17 protein-coding genes and 1 tRNA gene are annotated in these 18823 nt (G+C 68.6%); 9 read left to right on the top strand and 9 right to left on the bottom strand.

Annotated features, from left to right (window positions below; all coding sequences use genetic code 11):
* The first annotated feature begins 84 nt into the window (after positions 1-84).
* Together purD and OC550_RS03865 are read left to right on the top strand one after the other, a co-directional pair.
* Positions 85-1398, top strand: coding sequence for a phosphoribosylamine--glycine ligase (gene purD, locus OC550_RS03870; RefSeq protein ID WP_262103986.1), 1314 nt, complete (start codon positions 85-87; stop codon positions 1396-1398).
* Positions 1395-2288, top strand: coding sequence for a phosphoribosylaminoimidazolesuccinocarboxamide synthase (locus tag OC550_RS03865; protein WP_262103985.1), 894 nt, complete (start codon positions 1395-1397; stop codon positions 2286-2288). The genes purD and OC550_RS03865 overlap by 4 nt, the downstream gene beginning before the upstream one ends.
* On the opposite strand, the gene OC550_RS03860 is transcribed toward OC550_RS03865, so the two are convergent.
* The 5 genes from OC550_RS03860 to OC550_RS03840 form a co-directional block, all read right to left on the bottom strand.
* Positions 2266-2841: a hypothetical protein gene (locus OC550_RS03860; RefSeq protein ID WP_262103984.1), complete on the bottom strand. Its 576-nt coding sequence runs from the start codon at positions 2839-2841 to the stop codon at positions 2266-2268. The genes OC550_RS03865 and OC550_RS03860 overlap by 23 nt on opposite strands.
* 57 nt (positions 2842-2898) lie before the next feature.
* Complete coding sequence (locus OC550_RS03855; protein ID WP_262103983.1) at positions 2899-4056, bottom strand: FAD-dependent monooxygenase; 1158 nt, start codon at positions 4054-4056, stop codon at positions 2899-2901.
* A gap of 193 nt (positions 4057-4249) precedes the next feature.
* Positions 4250-4323: transfer RNA gene (locus OC550_RS03850), tRNA-Pro, on the bottom strand.
* Between the two features lie 128 nt (positions 4324-4451).
* Complete coding sequence (locus OC550_RS03845; protein ID WP_262103982.1) at positions 4452-5396, bottom strand: metallophosphoesterase; 945 nt, start codon at positions 5394-5396, stop codon at positions 4452-4454.
* Positions 5397-5398: 2 nt separating this feature from the next.
* The gene (locus OC550_RS03840) at positions 5399-7540 is read right to left on the bottom strand and encodes a transglycosylase domain-containing protein (RefSeq protein ID WP_262103981.1); all 2142 of its coding nucleotides are present in this window, start codon (positions 7538-7540) and stop codon (positions 5399-5401) included.
* A 36-nt stretch (positions 7541-7576) separates the two neighbouring features.
* Here OC550_RS03840 and OC550_RS03835 point away from each other — a divergent pair, with 36 nt between their 5' ends.
* Genes OC550_RS03835 through OC550_RS03825 form a run of 3 tightly spaced genes read left to right on the top strand, consistent with a single transcriptional unit; the run spans position 7577 to position 9144 of the window.
* Complete coding sequence (locus OC550_RS03835) at positions 7577-7732, top strand: DUF4177 domain-containing protein (protein WP_262103980.1); 156 nt, start codon at positions 7577-7579, stop codon at positions 7730-7732.
* A 1-nt stretch (position 7733) separates the two neighbouring features.
* Complete coding sequence (locus tag OC550_RS03830) at positions 7734-8228, top strand: RidA family protein (RefSeq protein ID WP_262103979.1); 495 nt, start codon at positions 7734-7736, stop codon at positions 8226-8228.
* Positions 8212-9144, top strand: coding sequence for an NUDIX hydrolase (locus OC550_RS03825; RefSeq protein WP_262103978.1), 933 nt, complete (start codon positions 8212-8214; stop codon positions 9142-9144). The genes OC550_RS03830 and OC550_RS03825 overlap by 17 nt, the downstream gene beginning before the upstream one ends.
* Before the next feature lie 101 nt (positions 9145-9245).
* On the opposite strand, the gene OC550_RS03820 is transcribed toward OC550_RS03825, so the two are convergent.
* A complete protein-coding gene (locus OC550_RS03820) occupies positions 9246-9923 on the bottom strand; it encodes a Crp/Fnr family transcriptional regulator (RefSeq protein WP_262103977.1) in 678 nt (225 codons plus the stop codon).
* A gap of 253 nt (positions 9924-10176) precedes the next feature.
* On the opposite strand from OC550_RS03820, the gene OC550_RS03815 reads away from it, so the two are divergent.
* Positions 10177-11364, top strand: coding sequence for a MarP family serine protease (locus OC550_RS03815; RefSeq protein ID WP_262103976.1), 1188 nt, complete (start codon positions 10177-10179; stop codon positions 11362-11364).
* Positions 11365-11457: 93 nt separating this feature from the next.
* Here OC550_RS03815 and aroQ read toward each other — a convergent pair whose 3' ends face one another.
* Positions 11458-11913 carry a type II 3-dehydroquinate dehydratase gene (gene aroQ / locus OC550_RS03810; RefSeq protein WP_262103975.1) on the bottom strand — a complete coding sequence of 152 codons (456 nt, stop codon included), beginning with the start codon at positions 11911-11913 and terminating at the stop codon, positions 11458-11460.
* Positions 11914-12026: 113 nt separating this feature from the next.
* Entirely contained in the window at positions 12027-14003 is a 1977-nt protein-coding gene (acs, locus tag OC550_RS03805) for an acetate--CoA ligase (RefSeq protein ID WP_262103974.1), read from the bottom strand.
* A 253-nt stretch (positions 14004-14256) separates the two neighbouring features.
* On the opposite strand from acs, the gene OC550_RS03800 reads away from it, so the two are divergent.
* From OC550_RS03800 to OC550_RS03790, 3 genes are read left to right on the top strand one after another with little or no spacing between them, the layout of a single operon-like run.
* Positions 14257-15906 (top strand): hypothetical protein, encoded by a 1650-nt coding sequence (locus tag OC550_RS03800; RefSeq protein ID WP_262103973.1) that lies wholly within the window; start codon positions 14257-14259, stop codon positions 15904-15906.
* The gene (nth, locus tag OC550_RS03795; protein WP_262103972.1) at positions 15893-16717 is read left to right on the top strand and encodes an endonuclease III; all 825 of its coding nucleotides are present in this window, start codon (positions 15893-15895) and stop codon (positions 16715-16717) included. Before OC550_RS03800 ends, nth begins: the two co-directional genes overlap by 14 nt.
* Complete coding sequence (locus OC550_RS03790; protein ID WP_262103971.1) at positions 16714-17421, top strand: CoA pyrophosphatase; 708 nt, start codon at positions 16714-16716, stop codon at positions 17419-17421. Before nth ends, OC550_RS03790 begins: the two co-directional genes overlap by 4 nt.
* Here the strand turns inward: OC550_RS03790 and OC550_RS03785 are convergent.
* Positions 17309-18805, bottom strand: a complete 1497-nt coding sequence (locus tag OC550_RS03785) for a hypothetical protein (RefSeq protein WP_262103970.1) — start codon at positions 18803-18805, stop codon at positions 17309-17311. The two genes, OC550_RS03790 and OC550_RS03785, sit on opposite strands and share 113 nt — an antisense overlap.
* Positions 18806-18823: the final 18 nt, after the last annotated feature.

Here is an 18823-nt window from a genome sequence, read left to right as displayed (position 1 = left end):
GCACCCAGTCTAGGGGGCGCAGCGTCCTGGCCGGGTGCGGAAACACTTCGAGCGCCGCGCCTCGGGCCAGTAGGCTTAGACCTTGTGAAGGTACTTGTGATCGGCCCCGGTGGCCGCGAACACGCAATTGTCCGCTCGCTGCTGGAAGACCCGTTTGTCACGGAGGTCCACGCCGCTCCAGGCAACGCCGGGATCGCCCAGTTGGTTTCGACCCACGCGATCGACGCCAACGACCCGGACGCGGTGCTGGCCCTGGCCCGCAGGCTGGAGTCGGACCTGGTGGTCGTGGGACCGGAGGCACCGCTCGCCGCCGGCGTGGCGGATCCGCTCCGCGAGGCCGGCATTCCGGTCTTCGGCCCGAGCAAGGAAGCCGCCCGGCTCGAGGGATCCAAGGCCTTCGCCAAGCAGGTCATGGCCGCCGCGAACGTCCCGACGGCGATGGCCCGGGTGGCCACGGACCTGGACGAGGCCGCCGCCGCGCTGGACACTTTCGGCGCGCCCTACGTGGTCAAGGACGACGGGCTGGCCGCAGGCAAGGGCGTGGTGGTGACCTCGGACCGCGGCGAGGCCCTGGCGCACGCCCAGTCGTGTTTCGACGCCGGCGGGCAGGTGGTGATCGAGGAGTACCTGGACGGTCCCGAGGTCTCGCTGTTCGTCATTTGCGACGGCGAGCATGCGGTTCCGCTGGTACCGGCGCAGGACTTCAAGCGCATCCACGACGGCGACGAGGGCCCGAACACGGGCGGCATGGGAGCCTACACGCCGCTGGAGTGGCTGCCGGAGGGCTTCGTGGACGAGGTCATGGACCGCGTCGCGCTGCCCACGCTCAAGGAGATGGACAACAGGGGAACGCCGTTCGTCGGCGTGCTGTACTGCGGCCTGGCCGTCACCAGCCGCGGCCTGCGCGTCATCGAGTTCAACGCCCGGTTCGGTGATCCGGAGACCCAGGCCGTGCTGGCGCGGCTGCGTACGCCGCTCGGCAAGCTGCTGCTGGCGGCCGCCAAGGGGGAGCTGGACGGGAAGGAACAGCTGCGCTGGTCCCGGGACAGCGCCGTCGCCGTGGTGGTCGCCGCCGAGAACTACCCAGGGACGCCGCGCACGGGCGACCGGATCCGCGGGCTGAAGAAGGCCAACGCCCTCGAGGGCGTGCACGTGGTCCACGCCGGGACCAAGCTGGACGAAAACCACAAGGTGGTCAGCGCCGGCGGGCGCGTGCTCGCCGTCGTCGCCCTCGGTGAGGACTTGGTCCACGCCCGCGAGAAGGCCTACGAAGGGGTCGAGCTGATCCACCTGGACGGTTCGCAGCACCGCACGGACATCGCGCTCAAGGCGGCGAACGGCGGCATCAGCATTCCGGCCCGGGGCATCAACACCGAAACCGCGAAGGAGCAGGCATGAACTTCGAGCCAGGACACCCGGAGCTGCCGGGCTGGACCCACGTCTACTCCGGAAAGGTTCGGGACCTGTACGTCCCGGAGGCAGACGCCGACGGCGACACGGTGCTGGTCGTGGCGAGCGACCGGATCAGCGCCTACGACCACGTGCTGGCCACGCCGATCCCGGACAAGGGCCGGATCCTGACCCAGCTGAGCCTGTGGTGGTTCGAGCAGCTCGGGGGGATTGATAACCATGTCGTCTCCACCGACGTGCCCGAGGCCGTGGCCGGCCGGGCCATGGTCTGCCGCAAGCTGGACATGTTCCCGGTCGAGTGCATCGCCCGCGGCTACCTCACCGGCTCGGGCCTGGCGGAGTACCGTGTATCCGGAACGGTGTGCGAGCTTCCGCTGCCCGGCGGTCTGGTCGACGGATCGCGGCTGGAGCCTGCGATCTTCACGCCGTCGGCGAAGGCCGAGGTCGGCGAGCACGACGAGAACATCACCTACGACGACATGACGGCGATCGTGGGTGACGACATCGCCGCCAAGCTGCGCGACACGACGCTCGCCATCTACCGCCGCGCCGAGGAGATCGCCCGCAGCCGCGGCATCATCCTGGCCGACACCAAGGTGGAGTTCGGCACGGACCCGGTGACGGGCGCGATCACCTTGGGCGACGAGGTGCTCACGCCGGACTCTTCGCGCTTCTGGGACGCCGCAACCTATGAGCCGGGCAAGGCCCAGCCCTCCTTCGACAAGCAATTTGTCCGGGACTGGCTGACCTCCGATGCCTCGGGCTGGGACAAGGCCTCCGATACGCCGCCGCCGGCGCTGCCGGAGGACATCGTGGCCAAGACGCGGGCGCGCTACGTGGAGGCCTACGAGCGCCTCACCGGCCGGCAGTTCGACTGATTCCGGCGGCTGCTTCCGCCTCGTCCAGCCGGCGGGAGAACTCGGCGACCGCCAGGATGTAGGCCGAGGTCCGCTGTGCGGCCGGGAGCGCCGAGGGGTCCGGCCGCAGCCGGTTGGCGCGGTCCAGCGCGCGGACCATGGCGGACGTGGCCGGGGCGGCGGGATCCGTCAGGACCTCGGCGCCCGGCGGGGGAGCGGGGTTGAGTTCATAGGCCAGCCAGCGCGCCGCCAGCGCTGCGTGGGTATCGGCCGCCGGCTGCCAGGCGGGGTCCGGAGGAACGGGACGCCGGTGCCCGATGGTTTTCAGGACATGCGCCGCGGCGGGGATGCCGGCCAGCAGGAGCAGCGCCAGCACGGTGGCGCCGGCCGCCGGGCCGAGCGAATAGGCCCACAGCAGCGGCACCAGGGCCGCTACGGCTCCGGCGAAGCAGTACCAGAATGCTGCATCCGTCCCCCCGCCTCGTGGCGCGGCGGCGGCCCGGCTGCTGGCCGCAAGGATGCCGACGCCAGCCAGCCCGGCCAGCACCAGTTGGGCGTATTCCAGCAGGCTCATGGCGACCTCCGCGCGCAGTGGCTCCTTCAGCCATTGCAGCGCCGAAGCCGGTGGTTGTCAACGTCCTTCGTAGCCGACGACGGCGTCCAGTTGCTTGAGCCGGAAGCTCTTGGGCAGCAGCCGCATCGCGGTGTTGCGGGCCTTGCGGAGCTTCTCCGAATCCAGCTGGGCCAGCCGCGCCATGGAGTGGGACTGCGAGACGATCTTGTTGGCGCGCCGGGTCCGGGCCGATTCGTAGGCGATCAGGCCGTCGGCCACCGCTTCGTGCTGGGCGAGGGCGTCCGCCAGCGCCACCGCGTCCTCCAGTGCCTGGCAGCCGCCCTGGCCGAGGAACGGCAGCATCGGATGCGCCGCGTCGCCAACGAGCGTGGCGGAGCGGGCGGACCAGACGGGTTCCGGCTTCCGGTCGAAGAGTTCGTGGGCCATGATGGCGTCCTCCGGCGTCCGCTCGATCACGGACCTGATGCCCCGGTGCCAGGGCGCGAAGGTGCTGGCGGCGGCGGTCTTCCAGCCCTGGCTCCGGTACGGGTCCAAGGCCTTGGTCGGCAGCGTGCCGTACCAGTAGACCCGGCCGCCGGGGAGCGGCGTGGCGCCGAAGACGCCGCCGTCGCCCCACATCTCCCCCCACGGAACCAAGCCGTTGTCCAGCCCGGCGGCGTCGCAGATTCCGCGCAGAGCCGTCGTGCCGGAGGAGCGGGGGGCGCCAACCCCGAGCAGGGCGCTGCGGACCACGGAGTAGAGACCGTCCGCCCCGACCACCAAGTCGGCATTCTTGCGTCCTCCCGTGCTGATTTCGACGGAGCTGCGCGGGAAGCCCAGGTGGAAGGCCGTCACTCCGAGTCCGAGATGGACGGTGTTGACCTTCAGCCGCTTGGCCAAAATCGAGGTGAGGTCGTTGCGGTGGATCATCTGGATGGGCAAGCCGTACCGGCGGCGGACCTCGAGCTGCTCCAGCAGCATGATCGGCTCGCCGTCCATGTCCAGCACGTCGCCGCGGACGGGCACAGCGGCCGCGAGGATCTCGTCCAGGACGCCGAGGCGCTCGAGCGCGGCCAGGGCATTGGGCCAGAGCGAGAGGCCGGTTCCCGGGGGTTCCAGCGATCCGGAGCGCTCCAGGATCTCGACCTTCCACCCGGCGTTCTGCAGGGCAAGTGCCGTAGCCAGCCCGCCGATTCCCGCTCCAACGATCAGCGCCTTGCGCTCTCCTTCAGCCATGGAACCAATACTTTGTGGAATCGGCGCAAAGATCAAGCCACGTGCCGGATAGGCGGGGCGCCGGCAGCCAAGGGAAGGCCGAATGGGGAAAGTTGCATGGAGGGCTGGACGGAGGGCGAGGAACCTGCGCAACTGAAAAGGACCCCCGGAGCCGGCTGAATCAGCCGGCCCGGAGGCCCTTTGGAGAGTTCCGTCGGGGTGACAGGATTTGAACCTGCGACCTCGTCGTCCCGAACGACGCGCGCTACCAAGCTGCGCCACACCCCGAAACTGAAGCCCCGCCGTCGTTGTTCACATCGGCAAAAGCAACTGTTCAAGAATAGCGGAGATGTGCGAAAAGCTGAAATCGGGGGCGCCGTGAACCGCGACACAAAGCCCGCGCCCGGCTTCCCGGCTCAGGCGGGACGCGCCGTCAGGTGGAGCAGGACGGCTTCCGGGCGGCAGGCGATCCGGATGGGAGCCATCCGCGAAGTGCCCAGCCCGGCCGAGACGTTCAGCGGGACGCTGTGGCCGGCATGCTCCCAGTAGGTCAGCCCGCGCGCCCGCCAGGTGGGCAGGTCGCAGTTGCTGACCAATGCCCCGTAGCCGGGGACGCAGACCTGGCCGCCGTGGGTGTGCCCGGCAAGGATCATGTCCGGACGGTCGGCAGTGAAGTAGTCCAGGACGCGCTGGTACGGGGCGTGCGCCACCGCGATCCGCAGGTGGTCCGACTGGCCGTCGGTGGAAGAGCCGTGGGGAAAGCCGGTGTACCGGTCGCGGCCCAGGTGCGGATCGTCGACCCCGGTGAAGTCCAGTCGCAGGCCGTGCAGCACCATGGACTGGTGCCGGTTGGAAAGGTCGATCCAGCCGGACTCGCCGAAGACGGCGTGCATGCGCCGCCACGGCAGCTCCCGGTCGGCGTAGTCCGGCGGCTGCTTGGAGGGACCGGCGAAGTACGTGAACGGATTCTTCAGGACCGGCGCGTAGTAGTCGTTGGAGCCCGGCACGAAGACGCCGGGGAACTCGCGGAGCGGGCCGAGGGCGTCCAGCAGCGGGTCGAGGGCCTGGCGGTGGCTGAGGTTGTCGCCGGTGTTGACGACGAGGTCCGGTTCCAGGTTGGCCAGGGCCTGCAGCCAAGCCTGCTTGCGCTTCTGGCCGGGCGTCATGTGGATGTCCGACAGATGGAGCAGCTTCAGCGGGCGGCGACCGGGCGGCAGGACCTGCAGGGTTTCTTCCCGCACTCCGAAGAGGTTGCGTTCGATCAGGCTTCCGTAGGCCAGCACGGCACTGCCGGCCGCGGCGGCACCAAGTGCCACCCGGCCGGCAGTAACAAGGGTGCGGCGCAGAGTGTCAGCGGCCACGGTCAGTCGTCGTTATTTCCGTTGCCGCCGTTGTCCGAAGACCGGCCCGGCTCGTTGACCAAACTGCTTGGCGGGCTCCCGAAGCTGCCGGTGTCGTAGAGCGGAGCGACCGCGGACATGTAGTCGGTCCACTGCGCGCCGGCGATGGTGGCGCCGTCCACATAGTCACGGGAGACGCCGTTGATCGGGATGTCGTTCAGCGACTCGTAGTTGGTCCAGTTGCCCACCCACGAGGCGGTGGAGATGCCCTTGGTGTAGCCGACGGTCCAGGTCTGCTCCGACACGTCGGTGGTACCCGTCTTCGCCGCCGCGGGGACGCCGATGGGGTTCATGTAGCCGGGACTGTCGTTGACCAGGTTCTCCAGCGGGACCGTCACCGCCTTGGCGACGTCCTCGGAGATGGCTCGTTCACAGGACTTTTGCGGCACCTCGTACTTCTTGCCTTGGGCGTCCGTGACTTCGTTCAGGGAGATGGGGGTGCAGTACATGCCGCCGCTGGCGATCGTGGCGAAGGCCGCCGACATGGTCAGCGGCGACACCTCCTGGCCGCCGATCACGAAGGACGGGCTGTTGACCTCGAACGGCTTGCCGTCCACGGCCCGGTGCACGCCCATCCGGGTGGCGGCGTCGCGGATGTCGCACAGGTCCAGCATGGCCGCCTGGGCTACGGTCGCGGAGTTGACCGACTTGGTCAGGCCGTAGCTGACCGACATCGGCCGGGTGTAGCCGGGGAGCGCGTTCTTGAAGTCCCACTTGTCGAACCAGGCGCCCGCAGGCAGGCAGCTGGCGTTCCAGTTGTAGCCCGCCGGGTAGGAGGTACGGGTGGCGTCGACAGTCTCGTTCAGGGTGCGGCCGGATTCCAGCCACGCGATCGTCGTGAACGGCTTCATGGTCGAACCCGGCTGGAACCCGTAGGAAGTACCGCCCATGTCCGCGTCGACGTTGAAGTTGAGCTCGGTGTTCTTGGCGCCCTGCTCCGGGCTGTACTTCGTGTTCTGGGCCATGGCGAGGATCTTGCCGGTGCCCGGTTCCACCGACACCATCGACGAACCGGCGCCCGACTCGTCGCCCATCGGCACCTCTTCCTCGATCTGCTTCTGGGCTTCCTTCTGCAGCCGGGAGTCGAGGGTGGTCTTGATGGTCAGGCCGCCGCGGGCCAGGAGCTTGGCGCGCTCGGTGGCGTCCTTGCCGAACTGGTCGGACTGCATGATGACGTGCTGGACGTAGCTGCAGAAGTAGTCGGCGAAGCTGGCCGCGACGCAGCCGGAGCTGACCGGCTGCAGGTCTACGCCCAGATCCGATGCGGCAGCCTTGTCGTACTCTTCCTGGGTGATTTTCTTGGCGCTCAGCATGGCGGCGAGCACCGAGTTGCGCCGCTCCTTCGTGGCCTCGGGGTTGGACACCGGGTTGAAGTAGTTGGGCGACTGGACCATCCCGGCGAGCATGGCGGACTGCTGGATGTTCAGCTTGGAAGCCGGAATCCCGAAGAACGTCTGGGCCGCCGCCTCGATGCCGTAGGTCTGGCCGCTGAAGAGCACGATGTTCAGGTACCCCTGCAGGATCTCCTCTTTGGAGTACTCCTTCTCCAGCGCGATGGCCAGCTTGGCTTCGCGCAGCTTGTCCCCGATGGACTTGGTGCCGCTGATGGTCAGTTCGTCGGCGCTCTTGCCCTCGGAAGCTCCGGCGTCGATCAGGACGTTGTTGACATACTGCATGGTCAGCGTGGACGCGCCCTGGAGGCTGCCGCCGGCCATGTTGGTCACCGCGGCGCGCATGATGCCCTGGGGATCCACGCCGCCGTGCTCGTAGAACCGCACGTCTTCGATGGAGACGATGGCGTCCTGCATGTGCTGGGAGACCTTGTCCAAGGTCACAGGCACACGGTTCTCCGCATAGAACGTGGCGATCAGCTTGTTGTCCGCCGAGTAGATCTTGGAGGGCTGGGACAACGGGTTGGTCTGCAGCTCGTCAGGCAGCTGGTCGAAATAGTCGATGGATGAGGTTGCCCCGACGCCTGCCACAGCCGCTGCAGGAACGAGCAGACCGGCCGCCAGAACGCCGCAGAGCGCACTGATGCCAAGGAATGCCACGATTTTGCCCAGCGTTGTAGCAGTGTCAAAAAGGGGGGATTTACGAGCCGCCATGCGCCCTAGTTTACAAGCAGGCGTTACCGTTGACTTATGACGAAATGGGAATACGCCACTGTACCGCTCATTATCCACGCCACCAAGCAGATTCTCGACCAGTGGGGCGATGATGGCTGGGAGCTGGTCCAGGTAGTTCCGGGACCGGACTCCACCAACCTTGTTGCCTACCTGAAGAGGGAGAAGAACTAGCATGGCGCAGCAGCAGGATGCCCGCGTATCAGCCGTCGAGGAGCGCCTCGCCGAGCTCGGCCTGACCCTCCCGGAAGTGGTGGCCCCCGTGGCCGCCTACGTGCCCGCCGTGGTCTCGGGCGACTACGTCTACACCTCCGGCCAGTTGCCCATGGTCAGCGGAGAGCTGCCGGCGAAGGGCAAGGTGGGCAACGGTGCCGACGCCGTCTCCGCCGATACCGCCAAGGACCTGGCCGCGACCTGCGCCCTGAACGCCCTGGCGGCGGTCAAGAATGTCATCGGCGACCTGGACCGCATCACGCGGATCGTCAAGGTTGTGGGCTTCGTCGCCTCCGAGCCGGACTTCACCGGCCAGCCCGCCGTTATCAACGGCGCGTCCGAACTTCTGGGCAAGGTCTTCGGCGAGGGGGGCTCCCATGCCCGTTCGGCGGTCGGCGTGGCCGTCCTGCCCCTCGACTCTCCGGTTGAGGTGGAACTGATTGCCGAGTTCAGCTAGCCCGCTCCGCCAGACAACGCGGCGGTTCCAGCTGCCGCCGGAGCAGCATGCCGCGGCCCGGAGCTGGTTGGAGCACGGCGAGCGGTCGCCGCTCAAGGCCCGCCTCGCCAGCAGCGTCGTCCTGGTGCGGGACGGGGTCGACGGGGCCGAGACCTACGTTGGCTACCGCTCCGGCAAATCGCCCCTGGGCACGATTGCCTTCCCCGGGGGCAGCCTGGACGAGGCGGACTACGGGCCCGTCGGCTGGTTCGGTCCGACGCCCGGCAAATGGGCCGAGAACATGGGCATCGAGGACCACCAGCAGGCCCGGGCCCACGTCGTCGCGGCCATCCGGGAGCTGTTCGAGGAGACCGGAATCCTGCTTGCGGGCCAGGACGAGGTCTCCCTGGTCGAGGGCGGCAACAGCGAGGACTGGATGCGCGCCCGCCAGCTGGTGGCCGAACAGGAAAGCAGTTTTCCCGCGCTGCTGGACCGCTGGGGACTGGGCCTGCGCACCGATCTGCTGCGCCCGCTGTCCCGGTGGATCAGCCCGGACTTCGCCCACCGGCGCTTCGACACCCGCTACTTCGCCGCCACCCAGCCGGTGAACCAGCAGCCGGTCCGGCTGGACGGCAAGGGCGTGTGGGGCTCGTGGGTCAGCGCCGCGAGGGTGATCGCGGAGAGGGACACCAGCAACCTGGGGGACACCGCGGACCAGGAGGATACGCGCGGCCGCACCCTCAGCGAGGTGACATCGCCCGCCGTCGAAACCATGCTGGAGAAAATCTCTACCGCCCGCGGCTGCGTCGCGTACCTTTCCCATAAGCGGCAGCCGCAGACCTACCATCCGCAGCTGGTCGTCGTGGACGGAATCCCCATGCTGGAGGTTCCGACGGCGGTGGGAACCGAAGGCGGTTCGGTCCAGCGCGGGCGGTAGCTGCGTCCGGCGGGGGCGGTAGCAGCCTTGGACCAGGACGTTAAATACAGCGGCGGCGGCCACCTGCGAAAGGTGGCCGCCGCCGTCGTCGTTAAGCCGGTTTAGCGGGAACGCTGACGCAGCCGCTGGATGTCCAGGATCACGACCGCGCGGGCCTCGAGCCGGACCCAGCCGCGCTGGACGAACTCGGCCAGGGCCTTGTTCACCGTTTCGCGGGAGGCGCCGACGAGCTGGGCCAGTTCTTCCTGGGTCAGCTCGTGGGCGACCAGGATGCCGTCGGTCGCCGGGCGGCCGAAGCGGTCCGCCAGGTCGAGCAGTGCCTTGGCCACGCGGCCGGGAACGTCGGAGAAGACCAGGTCGGCCAGCGAGTCGTTGGTGCGGCGGAGCCGGCGGGCCAGGGCCTGCAGCAGCTGGGCGGAAACCTCGGGACGGGTCTCCAGCAGGCCGCGCAGGTTCTCGTTCTTCAGGCCGGCCAGGCGCGTCTCGGAAACGGCCGTGGCTGAGGTGGAACGGGGGCTGGGATCGAACAGGGCCATCTCGCCGAAGAGCTCGCCCGGGCCGAGGATGGCCACCAGGTTCTCGCGGCCGTCCGAGGCGGTGCGGCCGAGCTTGATCTTGCCGGAAACGATGAAGTACAACTGGTCGCCCTGGTCACCTTCACGGAACACCGAGGCACCACGCGAGAGGTCAACCTCTGTCAGCTCATCCGTCAGCGCGGCAAAAACGTCGTCGTCGAGGGAAGCGAAAAGAGGTGCGCGGCGAAGTATCTCGATGTCCATTTAGTCTCCTGATTCAGTCATTTTGCTTGGCAGCTGGAACAGAGCCAGCTGCGGCACTGCCTACCATTCTGCCGCATGAGCAGTCGATGTGACATCTTCCACAGGGCGATTTCGCTCAGAGACAACGGGATGCCCCTCCACTCGAGAGCCCACGGCAGGGGTGCCGTAGCGCTTAACCAGTCCGGCCCCGGGCATATTCCCAGCCTCGGATATTAGACTTGTGCATAAACCCCCGGCCATCGATGGAGACAGCTTGCTATTCGGCCTGACGGTTCTCGACGTCGTCCTGATCCTGATCCTGCTTTCCTACCTCATTGCGGGCCTGCGCAAGGGGTTCTTCGTGACCCTGGGCGGAATCGTCGGCTTCATCCTCGGCGCGATCGCAGCCTTCCTCGCCATTCCGTACGTGAGCATGTGGGTGCCCGACCCGGCCTGGCGGCTGACGGCCATCATCGCGGGGGCAATCCTGCTGGTCATCCTCGGGCATGCGATCGGATCCGGCATCGGCCGCGCCATCCGCGGGCGGATCGACTTCCCCACGGTCAGGCCGGTGGACCGGCTGCTGGGCGGGGCGGCGAACCTGGCCGTGGCAGCGCTCGTGATGTCCATGCTGGCCTTCAGCATCGGCGCGCTGGGCATCCCTTTCGTCTCCCAGCAGATCGCCGCCTCCAAGGTCATCCAGACGATCGACTCGGTGACGCCGAATCCGGTCAAGACCTGGCTGGCGCAGGCCCGGTCGATCGCCGTCCAGGACGGTATCCCGATGGTGACGGACCAGGCCGCACCGGCGACCCCGGCACCCGTTCCCGACGCCAGCGTGGACACCCCCGCGCTCAACCAGGCCGCCGCGTCCGTCCTGAAGATCGCCGGCACAGCGTTCCAGTGCGGCCAGAACCAGACCGGCTCCGGGTTCGTCATCGCGCCGGACCGGGTGATGACCAACGCCCACGTTGTCGCCGGCGTAAACGAGCCGATCGTCGAGATTCCGGACGGGCGCGTGCTGCCCGCCCGGGTGGTGCACTTCGATCCGCAGCGTGACATCGCCGTGCTGGCGGTGGAGGACCTTCAGTTGCAGCCCCTCGCTATCGGGGACGTGCTGCCGAACGGTGCCCTCGCGGCGTTCCACGGGTATCCGGCCGGCGGGCCCTTCCAGAGCCACCCGGCCACGGTCCAGGGTAAGTCGACCGTGCTGGTGCAAAACATCTACGGCGCCGAGCCCTCGAAACTCGAGGTGTACACCCTGGCCGCCAACGTGGAGCAGGGTAATTCCGGCGGTCCGCTGCTGGACGACGAAGGCCGGATCTCCGGCATGGTGTTTGCCAAGGCCACCGACGACGTTCCGGTCGGCTATGCCCTGTCGCTGGCGGAGATCCGGCCGGTGATCGACGAATCGATGGTTTACCAGGAAACCGTGGCGGCCGGGCAGTGCGTCCGGAAGTAGCGGAGCGCTTCCGCGGCGTCCGGACGTAACCGGGCAGCATCCGGGCACTGCCCCGGCCGGGCAGCCCGGGCCGGACAGGCCGGGGCAGGTTTCCTAGACCCGGTCCGCGAGCAGTTCGATCGCGAACCGGTAGCCGCTGATGCCGGCGCCGGCGATCACGGCCTCGGCAATGCCGGAGATGTAGGAATGGTGGCGGAATTCCTCGCGGCGGTGGACGTTGCTGATGTGGACCTCGACGACGGGCAGGTCGACGCCCGAGAGGGCATCGCGCAACGCGACGGAGGTGTGCGTGAAGCCGCCGGGATTGATGACGATGCCCGCGGCGGTGCCCCGGGCCGCGTGTACGGCGTCGATCAGGGCGCCTTCGTGATTTGACTGGAAGCACTCCACGGTCATGCCCCGCGTTTCCGCCGCGTCTGCGGCGAGTTTTTCGACGTCGGCCAGCGTGTCGGCGCCGTAGATGTGCGGTTCCCGGGTGCCGAGCAGGTTGAGGTTGGGGCCATTGAGGATCAGGAGTTTGCGGCTGCTGCCGCCGGCGGGATCGGTCATGGTTCCACTATGCCGCACCTGCATGTCCGGCCGGAGGTTCGCTACGCCGCCCCGACACGCACGGGGGCGCCGCAGCTGTGCTGCGGCGCCCCCGTGCGGATGGTGCTGGAGGATCAGCCCTTGAGCGAGGTGGCGATCTGCTGCATGACGGTGTTGTCCGCCAGGGTGCTCGCGTCACCTGCCTCGCGCCCTTCGGCGATGTCCTTGAGCAGGCGGCGCATGATCTTGCCCGACCGGGTCTTGGGCAGCTCCGGCACGACCAGGATCTGGCGGGGCTTGGCGATCGGGCCGATCTCCTTGCCGACGTGGTTGCGCAGCGTTGTCACGATCTCCGGGTCCTCCGCGGCGCTGCCGCGCAGGATCACGAACGCCACGACGGCCTCGCCGGTCGTGTCATCCGCGGCGCCGACGACGGCGGCCTCGGCGACCGACGGGTGGCTCACCAGGGCGGATTCGATCTCGGTGGTGGAGAGCCGGTGCCCGGAGACGTTCATCACGTCGTCGACCCGGCCCAGCAGCCAGATGTCCCCGTCGTCGTCCTTCTTGGCGCCGTCCCCGGCGAAGTACATGTTGTCGAACCGGGACCAGTAGGTGTCCTTGTAGCGTTCCGGGTCGCCCCAGATGCCGCGCAGCATCGCGGGCCACGGCTCGCGCACGACGAGGTAGCCGCCGTGTCCGTTGGGCACCGGCTCGCCCAGTTCGTCCACGACGTCGACGGCGATGCCCGGAACCGCGACCTGCGCCGAGCCCGGCTTCGTCTCGGTGACCCCCGGCATCGGGGCGATCATGTGGGCGCCGGTTTCGGTCTGCCACCAGGTATCGACGATGGGGGCCTTGTCCGAACCGATGACGCGGCGGTACCACATCCAGGCCTCGGGGTTGATCGGCTCGCCGACCGAGCCGAGGACGCGGATGGAGGACAGGTCGAACTTGGCCGGGATGTCCTCGCCCCACTTCATCATGGTGCGGATGGCCGTCGGGGCGGTGTACATGATGGACACCTTGTACTTCTCCACCAGTTCCCACCAGCGGCCCTGGTGCGGGGTGTCGGGCGTGCCCTCGTACATCAGTTGGGTGGCTCCGTTGATCAGCGGGGCGTAGGTGACGTACGTGTGGCCGGTGACCCAGCCGATGTCCGCGGTGCACCAGTAGACGTCCGTCTCCGGGTGCAGGTCGAAGGTCGCCTTGTGGGTGAACGCACCCTGGGCGAGGAAGCCGCCGGTGGTGTGCAGGATGCCCTTGGGCTTTCCCGTGGTGCCGGAGGTGTAGAGGATGAAGAGCGGGTGCTCCGAGTCGTGGGGAACTGGCGTATGGTCGGCCGAGGCGGTCTCCACCACGTCGTCCCACCACTGGTCGCGGCCCTCATGCCAGTCCACGGCTTCGCCGTTGCGCTTGACCACGACGACGTTGCCGACGCTGTGGCCTTCCGCCTCCAGCGCGGCGTCCACCGCGTTCTTCAACGGGCTCGGCTTGCCCCGGCGGTAGGTGCCGTCCGCGGTCACGACGAGCTTGGCCTCGGCATCGTCGATGCGGCTGCGCAGGGCGTCCGCGGAGAACCCGCCGAAGACGACCGAGTGGATCGCGCCGATCCGCGCGCAGGCCAGCATCGTGATGACGGCCTCGGGGATCATCGGGAGGTAGACGGCAACCCGGTCGCCCTTGGCCACGCCGAGCGACTCGAAGGCGTTGGCGGCCTTCTTGACCTCTTCGGTCAGCTTCGCGTACGTGTAGGTCCGGGTGTCGCCCGGCTCACCCTCGAAGTAGATGGCCACCCGGTCGCCCAGGCCGTTCTCGACATGGCGGTCCAGCGCGTTGTAGGCAGCGTTGAGGGTGCCGCCGACGAACCACTTCGCGAAGGGGGCGCCCGACCAGTCCAAGGTCTGGGTGAAGTCCTTGTCCCAGGTCAGCAGTTCGCGGGCCTGCTTGGCCCAGAACGCCACGCGGTCGGCGTCCGCTTCCGCGTAGATATCGGCGTGAACGACCGCGTTCGCGGCGAACTCCGCACTGGGTGCGAACTTCCGGTTTTCCTGTAGGAGGTTCTCCAGGGCATCGCTCTTGGCTGCGGACGAGGCACCGTTGGCTTCAGACATTCGAAGACCTTTCGTGTTGCGGCTTGCATGGCCTGCCGATGGCAGCGGCTGCCATCCGTGTCGATTATCACACTAGCGCCTGCCTGTGACACCAGTGTGCGGCGTCACATTCGACGATGTGAAAGGCTGCAAATCTGCGCCGAGCGGTCAGATCGGGTTCGGTCCGCTGCCGCGGTTCGGCTAGTGAAGGCCCACATCGTTGACTACGCTGAAATCAGCTGGCACTGGTGGCCGAAACGAACGGAGATAGACCATGACTGATCCTGCCGTGACCAACCGCGACGGCGTGGGAGAGGCGGTGGCAGGTCCCTTTACGATGCGCGACATCACCGTGGCGCTGGCCGTAGTCCTGCTGTTCCTCGCGTCGGTACTGCCCGCGGGGGTGTTCCGAGGAATTGTTTTCAACATCTGGAACTCCGCAGGTCTCTTCCAGCTCGGCCTCAGCATTCTGCTGCCGGTCATCGTGCTGGTTCTGTTCGCCATCCGGAGGCTGGCACCGAAGACCAAGCTGCGGATCGGATCCCTGTCCGTGGACCAGTTCGCCTCCGTGGTGGCGTGCTTCAACGCCGCCTACTACTTCCTGGAGCTGGTATCGGGGCTTCAGCCCGTGTCCATCATCGGGTTCGTCGGTGGTCTGGGCCTGCTGGCCGCCACTGTCTGCGCGCGTTGGATTCCGCAGTTCCGGGCAGACTTTGTGGGACGGCCGGAGACCACCGCGCACCCGGTGGCCCGCGACGCCATCGAGCCGCGGCCGAAGACGGCCAAGCCCAAGGCGGCCACGGCTCCGGCAGCCCGGGCGGACCAGGCCGCTGCAGCCGGCGGTGCTTCAGCCGGGGCGGCAGCGGCAGATGCGGCCGGCGGGCCCGCGGGGCACAGCGCCCTTGCATCCGCCGCCGAAGGGTCACGCCCCGGAGCCGGGGATCGGCAGGGCAGCACCGCCGTCCCGACGAAGAGCGAGTCCAAAGCTGCTTCCGGCCCCTCGCCGGCAGCGGGATCAAAGGCCGCAGCTGCAGTCGCCGGAGCCGCCGGAGCTGCCGCAGCCGGGGCGGGCTCTGCAGCCTCGGCCGGCACTCCCGGCACCGGTGCAACCGGAGCAGCAACCGGAGCCGCGGCCGGAGCCGGCACGGCGCGCCCGTCAGGCTCTTCCGGCTTGTCAGGCATCTCGGGAGCCGGTGCGGCAGGCCGCACCGGTAAGACCCATGGGGTGACGGCGCCGACGGGGCCGGCGGCAGAGACCTCCGCCGCGGCAGCGGACGATGAGGCGGCGCCGGGTGCAGCCGACGGCGAAGCCGTGGGAATCCCGGTCTCGGACGACGAGGCTGTTGCCTCCGCCGCAGGACGTTCCGCCCGACAGGGCAGCGCTGCTGCTTCGGCCGCGGCCGCCAAGGAGGCCACGCCGCCCGCAGAACTCGGAGCCAAGACCGAGGCGAACAGCATTGCGGGCGCCGGCTCACGCGGCCCCGACGCTGCCAAGGGTCAGCCCGATGCTGCGCTCTCCGCGGCCGGAGCCACCGGCCGGACCGCTCCGGAGACGGACCGCGCCCCGCAAGAACAGGACCGCGCCCAGCGGGAAGAACGCGCAGAGGAGGCAACGGCGTCGTACCCCAAGACCGCAGCAATGGGCTCCGTGGCTGCGGGTAACAGGACGGCCTCCGCAGGGCCGATCAGCGCCACGCGCGAACACTATGAAGAGCCGGAAGAGGAAGTCACGTACGAGGCGTTCTGGTTCGCCGTGGGCCGGACGCGCCCCGTGTTCGATGAGAACACCGGCCAGGTGGCGTTCACCCTGGAACCCGGTGCCTGGATCCTGGCACTGCAGGACCGCGGCGATGAGTTCCTGGTCCAGCACACGGACGGGCGCGTCGGGGTGCTGCGGGATCTGACGAACATTGAGCGTGCCTGAGAAGGCTGCGCGCAGGCCGCGCAGGACCGGCGCGGAAGAGACTCCGCTGGCGCTCAAGCGGCGGGCGCGGCGGATCAACAAGATCCTCGCCGAACAGTACCCCTACGCCGTCGCGGAACTGGACTTCCGCAACCCTTTCGAACTGGTCGTCGCGACGGTCCTGTCCGCGCAGACGACGGATGTCCGCGTGAACGCGACGACTCCTGCCCTGTTCGCACGCTATCCGGATGCCAGGGCCATGGCCGAGGCGGATGAGGCGGAGCTGCAGGAGATGATCCGGCCCACCGGGTTCTTCCGTGCGAAAGCCCAGAGCCTGCTGGCGCTCTCGAACCGGATTGTCGACGAGTACAACGGGGAGGTCCCGGGCAGGCTCGAGGACCTCATCACCCTGGCAGGAGTGGGCCGCAAGACGGCGAACGTGGTGCTGGGCAACGCCTTCGGGATTCCGGGCATCACGGTGGATACCCATTTCGGCCGCCTGGCCAGGCGCTTTGGCTGGACGGCTTCCACCGATGCGGTCAAGGTCGAGTTCGACGTGGCCGAATTGTTCGAGCCCAAGGACTGGACCATGCTGTCCCACCGCGTGGTGTTCCACGGCCGCAGGGTCTGCCATGCGAAGAAGCCGGCCTGCGGTGCCTGCGCCGTGGCCGACCTTTGCCCGTCCTTCGGTGAGGGGGAAGTCGATCCGGACAAGGCCGCCAAACTCCTGAAGTACGAGCTGGCTCCCGGCCGGGAGGAGCTGCTGGCCCGCATGCGCGCAGGCCAGACGCGGGCCGAACTGCGCGCCGCCGGTTTTAAGCTGGATGCATGAGTGCCAAGGCGGATCTCGAAAAACTGGTGAGCGTGCCGTTCCACGAACGGCTGTCGGTCCGCGACCGGGAACGCTGGTACAACGTGGAGCTGGACGAGGACGAAGCCCGCACGGCTGCCGTCCTGATGCTCTTCGGAGCCCTGGACGATACGCCCGCCGAGTTCCATCACTCCGTGGTGCCGGACGATCTCGACCTGCTGTTCATCGAACGGGCGGCGACGCTGTCCTCCCATCCCGGTCAGGTAGCGTTCCCCGGCGGGGGGATCGACCCGGACGACGACGGACCGGTGGCGGCCGCGCTTCGGGAAGCGGTCGAGGAAACCGGCCTGGACGCCGGCGGTGTCGAAGTCCTCGGCACGCTGCCAGAGATCCCGCTCTCCGTCAGCAATTTCCTCGTGACACCCGTCCTTGCGTGGTGGACCTCGCCGTCTCCCGTCTCCGTGGTGGATTTCGCGGAATCGGCGCAGGTCTTCCGGGTCCCCGTCGCCGACCTGCTCGACCCGAAGAACCGGCGCACGGCGGTCGTCGAGCGTAGCGGCAACGTCTTCAAGAGCCCCTGCTTCCTGGTCCACGGGGTGACGGTCTGGGGCTTCACCGCGATCCTGCTGAGCCATCTTTTTGACGACTTGGGGTGGACGATGCCCTGGGATTCGTCGCAAGAAATCCCTGCTCCGCTGCGTCCCGCCCGACCGGCCGGGGAGTAGCGCCGAGCTTCACCCGCAGCCGCGCCGGCATGACGAGCGCTCCGGGCGTGATCGAGGGGAGCGCGGGCGCAGCAGCCGCGCGGAGATATCCGTTGGGCGACGCTGTTTCTCCGGCATCCTGGACCCGGCCATGCTGCCGGCTGGCGCCCACCGCGACAATCGAAAACCTCGACCCGAAGTCCAGGTTGTGGATGACCCTCCAGGCGAAGGACGAGCCTGCGGGGCCTCCGTGGGCCGCGCCGCCCGCCGCCCGTTCCAGGCCGGTCTTGGCCGCCTTGGCCAGTCCGTGCGACAGGATGCCGGCCGGTCCCGAAGCGGCGAAGGAGAGGGCGTAGTCACCGCCCGTGCGTGCCGTCTCCAGGGTGCGGCCTGCGGGCGTGGGGCCGCTGAGGCCGTGCAGCCGGATCACCGGCTGCCGCATCCCGTCGGCCAACGGCAGGACGGCGGTCCGCAGGCTCTTCGGCAGGCTGCCGGCCAGCGCCGATCCGGAGGTGCGCAGCAGCTGCCGCGCGATGCCGGCGTCGGCGGCGAAACGATCGGTGACCGCTTGGAAGACCCGGACCGCCGTCAGGAGCCGGCCGGCCGCCGCGGCATTCGCGAGCAAGGCCCCGATTCCCGCGCTGAGCACGGACACGAGGACCGAGACCCCGACGGACACGGCGACGTCGCGCACGAAGGACTCGATTTCGGTCGCAAGCTGGGCGTGGGCGTCCTCGACCATTCCGGCCATGTGCGCGCAATCGCCGGCGAGGGCACGGCATGCCCCGGCGATGTCCAGGCAACTGCGGTGGAGCTGCCCGTGGTGCTGTTCGAGCAGGGCGACGTCCGCGGCCCGCTGGCCGGCGAGGGGCAAGGTGGCCGAGGATAAAGCGCGGGCCGATTCCGCCTCGAGTTCGGCCGCGACGTAGGACCAGGCCGCGGCCGTGGAACGCATGGCCGAGGCATCGCCCGACGGCCAGGCGCGGCCTGCGGCGTCCGCGACCACCTGGCCGAACTCCGGCATCAGCGGGACCCGGCCCCCTACCGCGGAAACGGCCTGCGGCCCGCACACCCAGGCGACCGGTTCCGGCGGGACTTCGTACGGCACTGGCGCTCCGCCGGACAACTGCTCCGTGAAGGCGTAAAGCGATGCCGCTACCCGGGTATGGAACCCGGCCGAGGCGTAGGCTGCCGACAGCTGGTCCAGTGCGGTCAGGATGCCGGCCGCGGCGGTATCGTATGCCTCGCCCCATGCCAGGGCCTCGGTTTCCCAGCCGGACATGCCGGCAGCGGCGGCCGACCTGCCGACGGCGTCCCGGCGCAACGCGGCCAGATTCGCGGCGGCGCCCTCCGCCGACGCGGCCGACGCGCCCAGCGCCTCGATGTCGATCGTCAGAACAGCCATCTTCCTCCTCCGCCGCCC

It is taken from the genome of Arthrobacter sp. Marseille-P9274 (genome assembly GCF_946892675.1).
Classification (GTDB): Bacteria; Actinomycetota; Actinomycetes; order Actinomycetales; family Micrococcaceae; genus Crystallibacter.
This window is presented reverse-complemented; position numbering and strand designations above follow the sequence as displayed.